The 12,931-nt window shown below is 60.1% G+C and carries 12 protein-coding genes; 9 read left to right on the plus strand and 3 right to left on the minus strand.

The genetic code is table 11. From position 1 onward, the window contains the following. The first annotated feature begins 35 nt into the window (after nucleotides 1-35). A complete protein-coding gene (locus ACUY1T_RS02630; protein WP_446020159.1) occupies nucleotides 36-2,042 on the plus strand; it encodes a RecQ family ATP-dependent DNA helicase in 2,007 nt (668 codons plus the stop codon). Here ACUY1T_RS02630 and ACUY1T_RS02635 read toward each other — a convergent pair. Further along, a complete protein-coding gene (locus tag ACUY1T_RS02635) occupies nucleotides 2,015-3,577 on the minus strand; it encodes a sigma-54-dependent transcriptional regulator (protein ID WP_446020160.1) in 1,563 nt (520 codons plus the stop codon). The two genes, ACUY1T_RS02630 and ACUY1T_RS02635, sit on opposite strands and share 28 nt — an antisense overlap. Before the next feature lie 305 nt (nucleotides 3,578-3,882). On the opposite strand from ACUY1T_RS02635, the gene phhA reads away from it, so the two are divergent. The 3 genes from phhA to ACUY1T_RS02650 all read left to right on the plus strand — a co-directional run bounded on the left by phhA (nucleotide 3,883) and on the right by ACUY1T_RS02650 (nucleotide 5,631). Then, nucleotides 3,883-4,713: a phenylalanine 4-monooxygenase gene (gene phhA / locus ACUY1T_RS02640; RefSeq protein WP_446020161.1), complete on the plus strand. Its 831-nt coding sequence runs from the start codon at nucleotides 3,883-3,885 to the stop codon at nucleotides 4,711-4,713. Nucleotides 4,714-4,766: 53 nt separating this feature from the next. Continuing rightward, nucleotides 4,767-5,111, plus strand: coding sequence for a 4a-hydroxytetrahydrobiopterin dehydratase (locus ACUY1T_RS02645; RefSeq protein ID WP_446020162.1), 345 nt, complete (start codon nucleotides 4,767-4,769; stop codon nucleotides 5,109-5,111). A gap of 253 nt (nucleotides 5,112-5,364) precedes the next feature. Further along, a complete protein-coding gene (locus tag ACUY1T_RS02650) occupies nucleotides 5,365-5,631 on the plus strand; it encodes a ComEA family DNA-binding protein (RefSeq protein WP_446020163.1) in 267 nt (88 codons plus the stop codon). 94 nt (nucleotides 5,632-5,725) lie between these two features. Here ACUY1T_RS02650 and ACUY1T_RS02655 read toward each other — a convergent pair whose 3' ends face one another. Further along, nucleotides 5,726-6,487 carry an SDR family oxidoreductase gene (locus ACUY1T_RS02655; RefSeq protein ID WP_446020164.1) on the minus strand — a complete coding sequence of 254 codons (762 nt, stop codon included), beginning with the start codon at nucleotides 6,485-6,487 and terminating at the stop codon, nucleotides 5,726-5,728. Between the two features lie 252 nt (nucleotides 6,488-6,739). Here ACUY1T_RS02655 and ACUY1T_RS02660 point away from each other — a divergent pair, with 252 nt between their 5' ends. From ACUY1T_RS02660 to ACUY1T_RS02680, 5 genes are all read left to right on the plus strand, one after another. Continuing rightward, nucleotides 6,740-7,258: an FxsA family protein gene (locus tag ACUY1T_RS02660; protein WP_446020165.1), complete on the plus strand. Its 519-nt coding sequence runs from the start codon at nucleotides 6,740-6,742 to the stop codon at nucleotides 7,256-7,258. 221 nt (nucleotides 7,259-7,479) lie between these two features. Next, on the plus strand, nucleotides 7,480-7,773 hold the full coding sequence (locus tag ACUY1T_RS02665) for a co-chaperone GroES (protein ID WP_104204123.1): 294 nt from the start codon (nucleotides 7,480-7,482) through the stop codon (nucleotides 7,771-7,773). Between the two features lie 59 nt (nucleotides 7,774-7,832). After that, a complete protein-coding gene (groL, locus tag ACUY1T_RS02670; RefSeq protein ID WP_263583659.1) occupies nucleotides 7,833-9,476 on the plus strand; it encodes a chaperonin GroEL in 1,644 nt (547 codons plus the stop codon). Nucleotides 9,477-9,812: 336 nt separating this feature from the next. Further along, nucleotides 9,813-11,093 carry a DNA cytosine methyltransferase gene (locus tag ACUY1T_RS02675; protein WP_446020166.1) on the plus strand — a complete coding sequence of 427 codons (1,281 nt, stop codon included), beginning with the start codon at nucleotides 9,813-9,815 and terminating at the stop codon, nucleotides 11,091-11,093. A 7-nt stretch (nucleotides 11,094-11,100) separates the two neighbouring features. Next, a complete protein-coding gene (locus ACUY1T_RS02680) occupies nucleotides 11,101-12,264 on the plus strand; it encodes a hypothetical protein (RefSeq protein WP_446020167.1) in 1,164 nt (387 codons plus the stop codon). Between the two features lie 363 nt (nucleotides 12,265-12,627). Here ACUY1T_RS02680 and ACUY1T_RS02685 read toward each other — a convergent pair whose 3' ends face one another. Then, complete coding sequence (locus ACUY1T_RS02685; protein WP_446020168.1) at nucleotides 12,628-12,912, minus strand: recombinase family protein; 285 nt, start codon at nucleotides 12,910-12,912, stop codon at nucleotides 12,628-12,630. Between the last annotated feature and the right edge of the window lie 19 nt (nucleotides 12,913-12,931).

Here is a 12,931-nt window from a genome sequence, read left to right on the forward strand (position 1 = left end):
TCAGCGTTTAGAACAACAGTGCAGGGAGTGCCTACATGATCGATCAGACGTTACAGCGGGTCTTCGGCTATGACGACTTCCGCCTCGGGCAGCGCCCGGTCATCGAAGCGATCACGGCGGGCCGCTCGGCGGCGGCGATCTTCCCCACCGGCTCGGGCAAGTCGCTGTGCTACCAGCTGCCCGCCCTGCACCTGCCCCATCTCACCCTGGTCATCTCTCCCCTGCTGGCACTGATGCAGGATCAGCTCGCCTTCCTTGCGCGCCACGGCATCGCCGCCGCCAGCATCGACTCGAGCCAGAGCCGCGAGGAAGCGGCCGCGGTCATGGAAGGCGTCAAGCGCGGCGCGATCCGTATCCTGATGATCTCGGTGGAGAGGCTCAAGAACGAGCGCTTCCGCGCCTTCATCCGCCGCGTACCGATCTCGCTGCTGGTGGTCGACGAGGCCCACTGCATCTCGGAGTGGGGCCACAACTTCCGGCCGGATTACCTCAAGCTGCCCCAGTATCGCCGCGAGTTCGGCATTCCCCAGGTGCTGCTGCTGACCGCCACGGCCACGCCGCGGGTGATCGCCGACATGCGCGAGCGTTTCGACATCGCCGAAGGCGACGTGACCGCCACCGGCTTCTATCGCCCTAATCTCAACCTGGAGGTGTCGCCGGTACCGGCCGAGATGCGTCCACGCCGGCTGGTGGATTGGCTGCGACCCAAGCTCGGCGGAGAGCCGCCCGAGCCCACCATCGTCTATGTCACCCTGCAGCAGACCGCCGAGCGCCTGGCGGCCTACCTGAGCAAGGCGGGCATGGGTGCCATCGCCTACCACGCCGGGCTCGACGGCGAGACGCGCGAGCGCATCCAGCGCGACTTCATGGCCGGCCATACGCCCTGCATCGTGGCTACCATCGCCTTCGGCATGGGCATCGACAAGTCCGACATCCGCAACGTGGTCCACTTCGACCTGCCCAAGTCGGTCGAGAACTACAGCCAGGAGATCGGCCGCGCCGGCCGCGACGGCCAGACCTCCGACTGCCTGATGCTGGCCGGGCGCGATCACGTCAACGTGCTGGAGAACTTCGTCTACGGCGACACCCCGGAGCCCGATGGCATTCGCCGCGTGATCGACGAACTGATCGAAGCTGCCCGAGGCGGCACCACGCGCCAATGGGAGCTGGTGCTCAACTCGCTCTCCCAGCACAGCAACATCCGCCCGCTGCCGCTCAAGACGCTGCTGGTGCAGCTCGAACTGCGCGGCATCATCGCGCCGCGCTACAGCTACTTCGCCGAGTACCGCTTCCGCCTGCACGAGGAGCCCGAGGTTCTGGTCGCCCGCTTCGAGGGCGAACGTGGCGCCTTCGTCCAGGCGATCCTCGACGCCTCGCAGCGCGCGCGGACCTGGTTCAACCTCGACTTCGCGGAACTCGAGGGCCTGGGCGGCGAACGCGGCCTCAACGTCGAGCGTGCCCGTGTGCTCACCGCCCTGGACTACTTCGTCGCCCAGGGCTGGATGGTGCTCGAGAGCAAGCAGATGACCGAGGTCTTCGATGTGCTGCGCGACGACCTCGATCCCGCCGCCCTGACCGAGGAGCTGTACGCCTATTTCCGCGACAAGGAGCGCGCCGAGGTCGAGCGCCTTCATGCAATGCTGGCCCTGTTCGAGAGCGAGGCCTGCCTGAGCCGACGGCTGGCCGAATGGTTCGGCGATGACCGGGTACCACAGCACTGCGGCCACTGCTCGGCCTGCCGCGGCCAGGTTGCCCGCCTGCCCGACCCCGAGCCACTCGAACCGCTTCAGGGCGAGACCATCGAGCGGCTGGCGGGCGAGCTGGTCCAGCAACTGACCGGCAACGGCGAAGCCCACCCCGTCACGCCCGACCTGCTGGCGCGCTTCCTGTGTGGCCTGACCGGCCCCCTGCTGACCCGCCTCAAGGCAAGGCGCCTGCCTGGCTTCGGCGCATTGGAGGCCTATCGCTACGCGGAGGTGCGTGACCTTGCCGCCCGTACCACGCCGATCAACGGTCAGGAGTCGGCGGAACCGATGCCGTAGCTGCGCAGCTTGTTGGCGATGGTGGTGTGCGACACCCCGAGGCGCTTGGCCAGTTGCCGGCTGGAGGGGTACTGCGGATAGAGGGCGGCGAGCACGCGACGCTCCACGTCACTCATGATGCCGGCCAGGCTGCCATCCAGATCGATGCCGGAGAGGCCCGGCGCCGCGCCCACGTCCGGCAGGCGCAGGTGGGCCGGCTCGATGGCATCGCCCTCGCACAGCGACACTGCCTGGAACAGCACATTCTCCAGTTGGCGAACGTTGCCCGGCCAATGGTAGGTGGAGAGCCGCGCCAGCGCGGCCGGCGACAGACCGGGCATGCGGCAACCGATCTGGCGCGCGGCACGGTCGATGAAGTGAAGCGCCATGGCCTCGATGCCGTCGAGGCAATCGCGCAGCGGCGGCACCGCCAGCGACAGCACGTTGAGGCGGTGATAGAGATCGTGGCGAAAGTGGCCCTCGGCGCAAAGCTTGGGCAGGTCCTGCTGGGTGGCGCAGACCACTCGCACGTCGAGGTAGGTCTCCTCGTCGCTGCCCACCCGGCGAAAGCCGCCGTCCTGCAGGAAGCGCAGCAGCTTGACCTGCAGGCGAGGGCTCATCTCCCCCACTTCATCGAGGAAGATGGTGCCGCCCGCAGTCAGCTCCAGCAGGCCGAGCTTGCCCTCGGGGCGCGCGCCCTCGAAGGCGCCCGGCGCATAGCCGAACAGCTCCGTCTCGGCCATCGACTCCGGCAGCCCGGCGCAGTTGAGCGCCATGAAGGGCGCCTGCCCGCGAGAGCTGGCCAGGTGGCAAGCCCTTGCCAGCAACTCCTTGCCGGTACCGGTCTCGCCATGAATCAACAGCGGCGCATCCAGCGGCGCCATGCGCCGGGCCTCGCGAATCAGAGCGGCCAACCGGGGGCTCGCCTGGAACAGCGCATCGAAGCCGCGCAGCTCCTGGCGCTGGACCTGGTAGATACGCTCGCCGATACGATCGGCACTGTGCAGGGTTACCACGGCGCCGGCCAGTGAGGCCACGTCGTCGTGATGTTCTCGATGCAGCGGGGCGATGTCGGCCAGGAAGGTGGCGTCGCGCAGCTTGATGCGCAGGCCGTTGACCCGCGCATTGTTGCGCCGAATCAGCGCCGGGAGATCCACATCGGGCAGGTAGCGGTTGAGCGAAAGCCCCGGCACCTCGTCGATGCGCACCCCAAGCAGTTGGCCGGCGGCACGGTTGGCGGCGACGATGTGCCCCTCCATGTCGATGGACATCACCGGGTCGGAAAGGGAGGACAGCAGCGCATCGAGCTCCAGGTGGCGTCGCTCGCTCGGCATCAGACTGACCCGGCGCACGCCGAACACGCCGGGCACCGCCTCGAGCTCCGGCTTGAGCGTGGCCAGTTGGGCGTTGAGCAGATTGGGTATATGGAGATAGATGGCGTTGCCATGCTCACCCCCGACTTCACCGCGTGCGACGTTGAGGCCGTAGTCGACGAAATGCGAGACGATGTCACGCAGGATGCCGATACGGTTCTGGCAGTGAAACCTCAATCTCATGAAGCATGAGCCTCTGAAGTGGTGGGAATCGGCTCACCCAAGGCAAAGCCAGGAAAAGTACGTCAAGCCGACGTGCCTCGCCTGTAAAGATAACGTGACACCCAGGGCGGTACAAACCTGAAGAGAGCCCGAGCTTCGAGATATCGGACTTACCACGACACGAGTCGTCAGGATTTCTTTACGCTGGCGCCTTTTCTACGTACCACAATGCCACCTCAATGCAGGGAAACCCAGGGCGCATCGGCTCTAGACTCGGGTCAAAAGGTTCGCAAGACAAACACAAGACCAGCCGACCGGAGTGGCCCATGACGTCATCCAACCCGCATCTCAGCGATGTCACCAGCAAGACCGGCTATCGTGCGCGTCTGCCCGACGACAACGGCTTCATCGACTGGCCCGAACAGGACAACGCCACCTGGCAGACCCTGATGCAGCGCCAGCTCGGCATGCTCGAGGGTCGCGTCTGCCAGGAGTACCTCCACGGCCTGGAGCGGCTCGCCCTGCCCGAGGACCGGATTCCCCAACTCGCCGATATCGACCGCGTGCTCGAGGCCAGTACCGGCTGGCAGACCGCCCACGTACCGGCGCTGATTCCGTTCGATACCTTCTTCGAGCTGCTGGCCAACCGGCGCTTCCCGGTGGCCACCTTCATTCGCACGCCGGAGGAGCTCGATTATCTCAAGGAGCCGGACATCTTCCACGAGATCTTCGGCCATTGCCCAATGCTCACCAACCCGGCTTTCGCCGAGTTCACCGCCACCTATGGCCGCCTCGGCCTCGCCGCGGAGCCCAAGGAGAGGGTCTACCTGGCCCGCCTGTACTGGATGACGGTGGAGTTCGGCCTGGTGGACACACCTGAAGGCCGGCGCATCTACGGCGGCGGCATCATCTCCTCGCCGAAGGAGACCCTGCACGCGCTGTCGGATACGCCGGTGCATCAGCCGTTCGACCCCGTAGAGGCGCTGCGCACGCCTTACCGCATCGATATCCTGCAGCCGCTCTACTATGTGCTGGACGATCTCTCGACCCTGCACGAGCTTTCCCAGCAGGACATCATGGCCATGGTGCACCGGGCCATGGAGCTGGGCCTGCACGAACCGCGCTTCGAGCCGGCCCCGAAGGCAGCCAAGGCGTAAGCCTGAACGCAAGCGACGACACCCATACCAACAAACCCCGACGAGGAGCGACCATGACCCAACTTTCCGAACAGCAGTGCGAAGCGTGCAGCTGGGACGCACCCCATGTCACCGACGACGAACTCGAGACGCTCAAGCGCGACATCCCCGAGTGGAAGATGGTGGAGCGCGACGGCATCAAGCAGCTCGAGCGCGTGTTCAAGTTCCGCAACTTCAAGCAGGCCCTGGCCTTTACCAATCGGGTCGGCGAGATCGCCGAGGAGGTGGGTCACCATCCCGCCCTGCTCACCGAATGGGGCAAGGTCACCGTGACCTGGTGGTCCCACGAGATGAAGGGACTGCACAAGAACGACTTCATTCTCGCCGCCCGTACCGACAAGGCCGCCGCAGAGGGCTGATGATTTCTCTGACCTCGCCCGATGCCGTGGGCATCGGGCGTAGCCGCTTCAGCGCAAGCTCCACCGCTTTCATGTAAGAAATCTCACAACGGGATTGGGCAATTTCTCCCAAACATTATCGGCTTTTTCTTACATAGCGAATGGCGATATACCACTCTTTTTCCCTGCCTGACTCGTTTAGCTTGAAGGGCGAGACCTAACCGCGTCTCGCGCAATTCAAGTAGAAAACTTCCACAAACGAGGAAAACAAGAGATGAAGGGAGTCATTCAAGCTGCCTTTCTGGCGCTGACACTGAGCTTTGCCTCGCTGGCCATGGCTCAGGACGTGGCACCGATCAACGTCAATACCGCTGATGCGGAATTGCTCGCCGAGCTGCCAGGCATCGGGCCGAGCCGTGCCCAAGCAATCATCGAGGACCGCGAAGCCAACGGGAACTTCGAAAGTGCCGACGACCTGACCCGGGTCAGCGGTATCGGATCAGCCACTGTGGACGGATTCCGCGACCAGGTCGCTTTCTAGAGTGGCGTAGTAGTGAAACGCAGCGAGGCCGGCATCACATGCCGGCCTCGCTGTCGTTCTGGGTAGGGGTTTTCTTGGGCTTTCTTCTTGACTGTTATAAACGCAGGCCACCGTCGCACTCGATCACACGGCCGGTGAAATAGTCGTTCTCGATGATGAAGGCCACGCTCTGGGCGATATGATCGGGGTCACCGAGCCGCCTGAGCGGCACGCCGGCGGTCAGCTTGTCGAGCATGTCCTCGCGCATGGAAGCGGTCATGTCGGTCTCGATGAAGCCCGGTGCCACCGCCCCCACGCGAATCCCGTAGCGCGCCAGCTCCTTGGCCCAGGTCGTGGTCAGCGCCACCACGGCAGCCTTGGCAGCCGCGTAGTTGCTCTGGCCCATGTTGCCGGCCCGCGAGATGCTCGAGATGTTGACGATCACCCCGCCATGACCGGCCTCGACCATCTGGCTGGCAGCCTCACGGCCACACAGGAACACGCCGGTGAGGTTGACGTCGATGACGGACTGCCACTGCTCCAGCGACATGGTCTTCTCGACCTTGCCGTCCTTCGCCTTGACCAGCAGGGCATCACGCAGGATACCGGCGTTGTTGACCAGGCCGCTGACAGGCCCCAGTGTGGCCGCCACATCGCCGAAGGCCTGTTTCACCGATACCTCGTCCGCCACGTTCACGCGAAAGGCCCCTGCCTCGATACCTTCCGCAAGAAGCACGGATACGGCCTTGTCCAGAGCATCGCCGTCCATGTCCAGCAGCGCCAGCGTGGCGCCCTGGCGACCCAAGCGACGCGCCATGGCAAAGCCAAGGCCTCGAGCGCCGCCGGTAATGGCAATCACGGTCTTGTCCAGTTTCATTCGCTGTCCCCAGTAAGTAGTGAGCCGGTTCGATGCCTGCTCGGCTCAAGAGCAGGCCATCCGTCCCGCGGTCTCGTCCTGAACGTATCTTCATGCTGTCATTTCGGCAGAAAGCTCGCTTGACTTGAGAGCAAGACGGTTTTTTTGTGCAATGCAACACAAGAATATCATGAACTCACGTCAGCCAACCAATGCGCTTGAATTTTCACTACCCGCCCCCATGATCAGCAAATCCTCACCCCCGGAGACGACATGCCGTTACTGATCATCTTTACGCTGTTCACCCTGCTCGACTTCATCGTGCTGTTCTCCGTGGGCAGCCGCATCGGCCTCTTGCCCACCCTGGCACTGGTACTCGCTACCGGCTTCATCGGGCTCCACCTGATTCGCCAGCAGGGTACCGCCACCCTCGCTCGCGCTCGCCAGCGCATGGCACAAGGGGAGCTACCCTCCAGCGAGCTATTGGCCGGGGCGGCGCTGATCTTTGGTGGTGCATTGATGCTCGCCCCTGGCTTCCTTTCCGATGCGCTCGGCCTGATCTGCGTCCTGCCCGGCGCACGTCGCCTGCTCGCCCGCCTGCTGGCGCTGATCAACCTGCGCCTGCTTGGCGTGGCCCATCGCAGCTCGCCAGGCGACACGAGACACAACGGCGACTGGCAGCGTCCCGAGAGCGATCCACACATGCGCAGTACGAATCAAGAGCGACCGGGCGGAGATAGCAGCCAGCCGCTGGAAGGCGATTTCATCAGTCGCAACGAGCCGCGCCGCTAGTTCGCACTGGGGAATCGCCAAGGCAAAAAAATTTTACCGCTGGCCCTTGAAAGGGATTTACCCGGCCCCATTTCTCGGTCAGCACAAGGCTATGGTGCCGAGTGGCACTCGGCATCTTTAACAAGGAAGGCGTCCTCGCCTCCACCTTCCGGGTCGCTGGAAGGCAGTGATGAACCGCCATGCCATGCATGGCACAACTGACCATCAGGAGAACGTGAGCAATGAACATCCGTCCCTTGCACGATCGCGTCGTCGTCCGTCGCGTTGAAGAAGAGCAAAAGACCGCTGGCGGCATCGTGCTTCCGGGCAACGCCCAGGAAAAGCCGACTCGTGGCGAAGTGCTCGCCGTCGGTAACGGCCGGATTCTCGACAACGGTGACGTTCGCCCGCTGGACGTCAAGGTCGGCGACACCGTGATTTTCAAGGAAGGCTTCGGCGTCGAGAAGCAGAAGATCGATGGCGAGGAAGTCCTGATCATGAGCGAGTCCGATATCCTCGCCGTGGTCGAAGGCTGAGCCGACACGCCTACTCCGTTCCCATAAGACGTTCACGAACTGACAGGAAGTAACGAAAAATGGCAGCGAAACAAGTCAAATTCTCCGATGACGCCCGCAAGCGCATGGCCCGTGGTGTTGACGTTCTGGCCAACGCCGTCAAGGCCACCCTGGGTCCGAAAGGCCGCAACGTGGTGCTGGAGAAGTCCTTCGGCGCGCCGACCGTGACCAAGGACGGCGTCTCCGTCGCCAAGGAAATCGAACTGAAAGACAAGTTCGAGAACATGGGCGCGCAGATGGTCAAGGAAGTTGCCTCCAAGACTTCCGACGTTGCCGGTGACGGCACCACCACCGCTACCGTCCTGGCCCAGTCCATCGTCACCGAGGGCATGAAGGGCGTGACCGCCGGCATGAACCCGATGGACCTGAAGCGCGGCATCGACCAGGCCGTCATCGCCGCGGTCAAGGAAATCGAAGCCCTGGCCGTGCCCTGCACCGATTCCAAGGCCATCGCCCAGGTCGGCACCATCTCCGCCAACGGCGACAAGCGCATCGGTGAAATCATCGCCGAAGCGATGGAGAAAGTCGGCAAGGAAGGCGTCATCACCGTCGACGAAGGCCGTGGCTTCGAGGACGAGCTGGAAGTCGTCGAGGGCATGCAGTTCGACCGCGGCTACCTGTCGCCCTACTTCGTGACCAACCAGGACACCATGGCGGTCGAGCTGGAAGACCCCTACCTGCTGCTGGTCGACAAGAAGATCTCCAACATCCGCGAACTGCTGCCGGTGCTGGAAGCCGTCGCCAAGTCCGGCAAGCCGCTGGCAATCATCGCCGAGGACATCGAAGGCGAAGCGCTGGCCACCCTGGTGGTCAACAACATGCGCGGTATCGTCAAGGTAGCGGCTGCCAAGGCGCCCGGCTTCGGCGACCGTCGCAAGGCCATGCTGCAGGATATCGCCATCCTGACCAACGGCACCGTGATCTCCGAGGAAGTGGGTCTGACCCTGGAGCAGGCCAACCTGGATCACCTGGGCAGCGCCAAGCGCATCACCATGTCCAAGGAGAACACCACCATCATCGACGGCGCCGGTAACGAGGGCGACATCGAAGCCCGCGTCAACCAGATCCGCGCGCAGATCGAGGAAACCTCCTCCGACTACGATCGCGAGAAGCTGCAGGAGCGCGTTGCCAAGCTGGCCGGCGGTGTTGCCGTGATCCGCGTCGGTGCCGCCACCGAAGTGGAGATGAAGGAGAAGAAGGCTCGCGTCGAGGACGCCCTGCACTCCACTCGCGCCGCGGTCGAGGAAGGCGTGGTGCCTGGTGGCGGTACCGCCCTGGTGCGCGTACTTACCAAGATCAAGGACCTCAAGGGCGAGAACGAAGACCAGACCCACGGTATCGCCATTGCCCTGCGCGCCATGGAATCTCCGCTGCGCCAGATCGTCACCAACGCCGGTCAGGAAGCTTCCGTGATCTGCAACGAGGTGAAGGCAGGCGAAGGAAACTTCGGCTACAACGCCCAGACCGGCGAGTTCGGCGACCTGTTCGAAATGGGTGTGCTGGATCCGGCCAAGGTGACCCGTACTGCGCTGCAGTCCGCCGGTTCCGTGGCTGGCCTCATGATCACCACCGAGTGCATGATCGCCGACGATCCGGAAGAGAAGGAAGGCGGCCCGGACATGGGCGGCATGGGTGGAATGGGTGGCATGGGCGGCATGATGTAATCTGCCAACCACCCCTAGCATCCTTTTAAAATCAATGTCTTACGAAGAAATGTAGGCAGCGATGTAGGAAGGAATGTAGGAAGAATGTAGGAAGGTCTGGAGACGGCCCTGAGGGCCACCAGTCCCCTTCTACCAAGCTTCCTGCTCTGCCAAACGAACCCCCGGTCGATAGGAATGTAGGAAGCCTACTCCCTGACACCGGGGGTTTTTCTTTGGTGAGACTAGCCTAGCCCCTCCCTCCCTGCCGCATGGAATGCAATGCTGCCGCTACTACTCTCTCGTGATAGAATGCAAGGCTTTGGTAAGTGCTGGCGGGCAGCTCCCGTTGTATCCAGTGTGAGGTATTTTCTCTTGGAAGTGTGGTCATTTTTTACAGGTGCGATGGGCCTTGATATTGGTCTTGAAAGGGCCGGATTAGAGACGACGCTCGCTGTCGAAAATGATCGGGCTTGTAGGAAGGTAATAGCCCAAAACCGGCCTCAGATCACGCAGCCAGAAAACGGCGATGTGTCACACATCAGCGTGAAGGAGTTGCGCGGACTCCGTGGCTGCGAAACTTCAGACGTATTCTTGATGGTCGGCGGACCTCCCTGTCAGAGCTTTTCTTCAGGTGGTAAACGTGCAGCCCTAGGTGATCCTAGGGGCAACCTCATATACGAATATTTGTCTCTGATAAAGGAAGTTAGGCCCGAATATTTTGTCTTAGAAAACGTTGCCAATCTGGTCACAGCAGCGCTGCGCCACAGAAAGATTGAAGATCGCCCTGGTAAACATTGGAGTCTCAAGAAATATCAAGAGGGCAAAGTTATAACTGATTGCGGAACGAAGCAATTAGAGTGGGATGAGATGCCCGGCTCCGCTGTAACCGCAATATTAGAAGATGTTGAAAAACTGGGTTATTCAGTCAGTTTTGGTGTGTTAGATGCGGCTGATCACGGGGCTCCACAACACCGATTGAGATTCATAATGATCGGAGCAAGGAATGGCGGTGCTCCTGAAATGCCGCTGCCCTCTCACGGTGATGCGGAGTCGGGCCTGTTACCCTTCAGAACAGTTAGAGAAGCCATCCAAGATATTAAGGATAACCCTGGGGACCACTCACGATATACCCCAGAAGTTGCACGTTTCTTTGAGCTTGTACCTGCTGGCGGTAATTGGCGTAACCTACCTATAGAATTGCAGAAAGAAGCACTGGGTGGTTCATATGCGGCGGGTGGTGGAAAAACAGGCTTCTTCCGTCGGTTGCCTTGGGATAGCCCTTCGCCAACCGTTACCGGGAGACCGAACCGCAAAGGAAGCGCCATGTGCCACCCAGAGCAAGTACGTCCTCTTTCTGTAAAAGAATGCTCCCGCTTGCAAGGGTTCCCTGATAACTGGAAGTTCTCAGGCTCAATGAGCAGCCAATATCTCCAAGTCGGAAATGCTGTACCCACTGCATTAGGAAAAGCCGTGGGCGATGCAATATTAGCGCACTTTAATGGGCGTCATAGCGAACAGCGAGATTATAAAGAGATGCTTCAAGACGCACAGTATGCCTTAAGGTCCAGGGCAAGGAATAAAAAAACGAAGGCGAACATAAAGGCGAAAGCGGCACAAACCGATCTTTTCGCATCATAGGGGAACTATGAAATATATCGAGCATACAAATCCGGTGTACCAAATTAATCCGGATTTGCTAGCCAAGATGGAATCTGCTCAAGATGACTTGTTAGAGAGGAACTTCAAGTCATCTGGGGATATATTTGAGAAGGCTTTAGATGATCTGAAATTAGATGTAACTCCCCCTCAAAGTCTATATGACAAGCCTATTGATTGGCTGGTGTCTCTGCCGTTTTCAGACATTCTGGGATTTTCCAAAGACTTACTTATTTCAGCGGGTCTCCCTGCTCAAAGCCTAGCTTATCATACAGCTAACATCGCCCAGCAAATACAACTGACCATAGCTTTTTCGGATCCTGAAGCCGCTGTAACCGCTGCTGAAGAAAAGGTAGAATCTGTTGTTGGGGGGTTCCCCCGTGAGGCCAGGCATATTGAAGTAGGCAGGAACCCCGGCGATGTACTTGACCCCTATATACTAGCTGCTACTCAGTATCTACTTTCGGGGGGCAGCATTGAGAAGGCAATAGAGCAGACTGTTGGTCATAAAGCTTTAATGATGATTGAGGGTCTCATGGGGCACCTTCACGAAGACATGCTTGGGCTAATGCGAGGCAATGTCAGGGCTCCTGAACCTCGGGGAAGAGAGCAGGAAATACTTAACTACGAGTCAAATCCTTTTCCAGGTGCCGATCTTGTACAACCACCATGGAGTGAGGATCGACCAATACGGTTTCATCAGATAAAGAGCAAAACAGGATCTGCTAAAGGTGGAGATGGAAAACGGTTAGGGCAGCAGCTTCAGTTGCTTCAGGAAAGGTATGGTGGTGGCATTTATTACCATGCTTTAATTGGCAATACCCTCCGAGGCCACCGCTCTATGGCGGGTGTAAAAAAAGCTGCACCAGAAGTGGTTGTTCTTGTCGGTCAAGCATCCTTTGAGGAATTAACGGGCAGCTCACAAGGTCCGGAGCTGTTATTGCGTGTATACCAAAGCGCATTCCAGGCCGCCGCCGAGAAAACGGGTTACCGAATTGACTTAATGGCTGAAACTATTGTTTTGACATTCCAAGAGAGAGCAGAGGAGCAAGGTGAAGGCTTCTTGGAGAGCATCCTTTCTGATGTGACCAACGGTGATAGAAGTCAACAGGACAGTCGATTTTTTGCTGGTGGAAGGCGCCGACGCTCGTGAGCAAAAAGGGCGACCCAAGGTCGCCCTTGGTTTATAGTATTGTCTGATCCCAGAAACGGATTGAAGCTTTATTACTGGTGGATCATGTTTCGGACCTGTTCGATGACTCCCCACTGTCTGCATTCACCTCTTTCATCGCTGTCTAGGTAGAATGCGACATCACAGGAAAAGTTTCTGTAAGCCGAACAGGGCCCGCTTCATCTAATTGTAAGCGTAGGTATTAATGCTTGCAGTAACCGGCTTATGGAAACTTGCTGTGGGTCTGGAAAGAGATTTTGAGTGCCAGTAGTCCTCAATCGAACGAAAAAACAAACACCCCAACAGACCCCAACAGAAAGAAACGACCAAGGCAAGGGAGCCCACTTAGCTTGCCTTCTTGAGGTTGCGACAGGCCCGCTTCACTGAGGCCGAAGAGATGCCGAAGTGGTCAGCCGTAGCCTTAATGCTGGCGCTGTTGATCTGACGCCACTGAGCGACCGCGTCATCATCAATGACCTTCTTCCGTCCGAGGTTCATGCCTTCTGCCCTAGCTCGCTCCAGCCCTGCCAGTTGGCTCTCCTTGATGTTCGACCGCTCCAGTTCGGCGAATCTCGCCAGCATGGTCAGGATCATCTTTCCCGTAGCTGTCGAGGGAAAGAAGCATTGCATCCGCCTTCTGCGTCATGCT

It is taken from the genome of Billgrantia sp. Q4P2, assembly GCF_052806135.1.

Excerpts from the sequence above, each read along its gene's own strand:
- ACUY1T_RS02655 (WP_446020164.1), bottom strand. The coding sequence starts at position 6,487 with ATGAAACTGGACAAGACCGTGATTGCCATTACCGGCGGCGCTCGAGGC.
- ACUY1T_RS02635 (WP_446020160.1), bottom strand. The coding sequence starts at position 3,577 with ATGAGATTGAGGTTTCACTGCCAGAACCGTATCGGCATCCTGCGTGAC.
- ACUY1T_RS02660 (WP_446020165.1), top strand. The coding sequence starts at position 6,740 with ATGCCGTTACTGATCATCTTTACGCTGTTCACCCTGCTCGACTTCATC.
- ACUY1T_RS02665 (WP_104204123.1), top strand. The coding sequence starts at position 7,480 with ATGAACATCCGTCCCTTGCACGATCGCGTCGTCGTCCGTCGCGTTGAA.
- ACUY1T_RS02685 (WP_446020168.1), bottom strand. The coding sequence starts at position 12,912 with ATGCAATGCTTCTTTCCCTCGACAGCTACGGGAAAGATGATCCTGACC.
- phhA (WP_446020161.1), top strand. The coding sequence starts at position 3,883 with ATGACGTCATCCAACCCGCATCTCAGCGATGTCACCAGCAAGACCGGC.
- groL (WP_263583659.1), top strand. The coding sequence starts at position 7,833 with ATGGCAGCGAAACAAGTCAAATTCTCCGATGACGCCCGCAAGCGCATG.
- ACUY1T_RS02680 (WP_446020167.1), top strand. The coding sequence starts at position 11,101 with ATGAAATATATCGAGCATACAAATCCGGTGTACCAAATTAATCCGGAT.
- ACUY1T_RS02650 (WP_446020163.1), top strand. The coding sequence starts at position 5,365 with ATGAAGGGAGTCATTCAAGCTGCCTTTCTGGCGCTGACACTGAGCTTT.
- ACUY1T_RS02630 (WP_446020159.1), top strand. The coding sequence starts at position 36 with ATGATCGATCAGACGTTACAGCGGGTCTTCGGCTATGACGACTTCCGC.
- ACUY1T_RS02645 (WP_446020162.1), top strand. The coding sequence starts at position 4,767 with ATGACCCAACTTTCCGAACAGCAGTGCGAAGCGTGCAGCTGGGACGCA.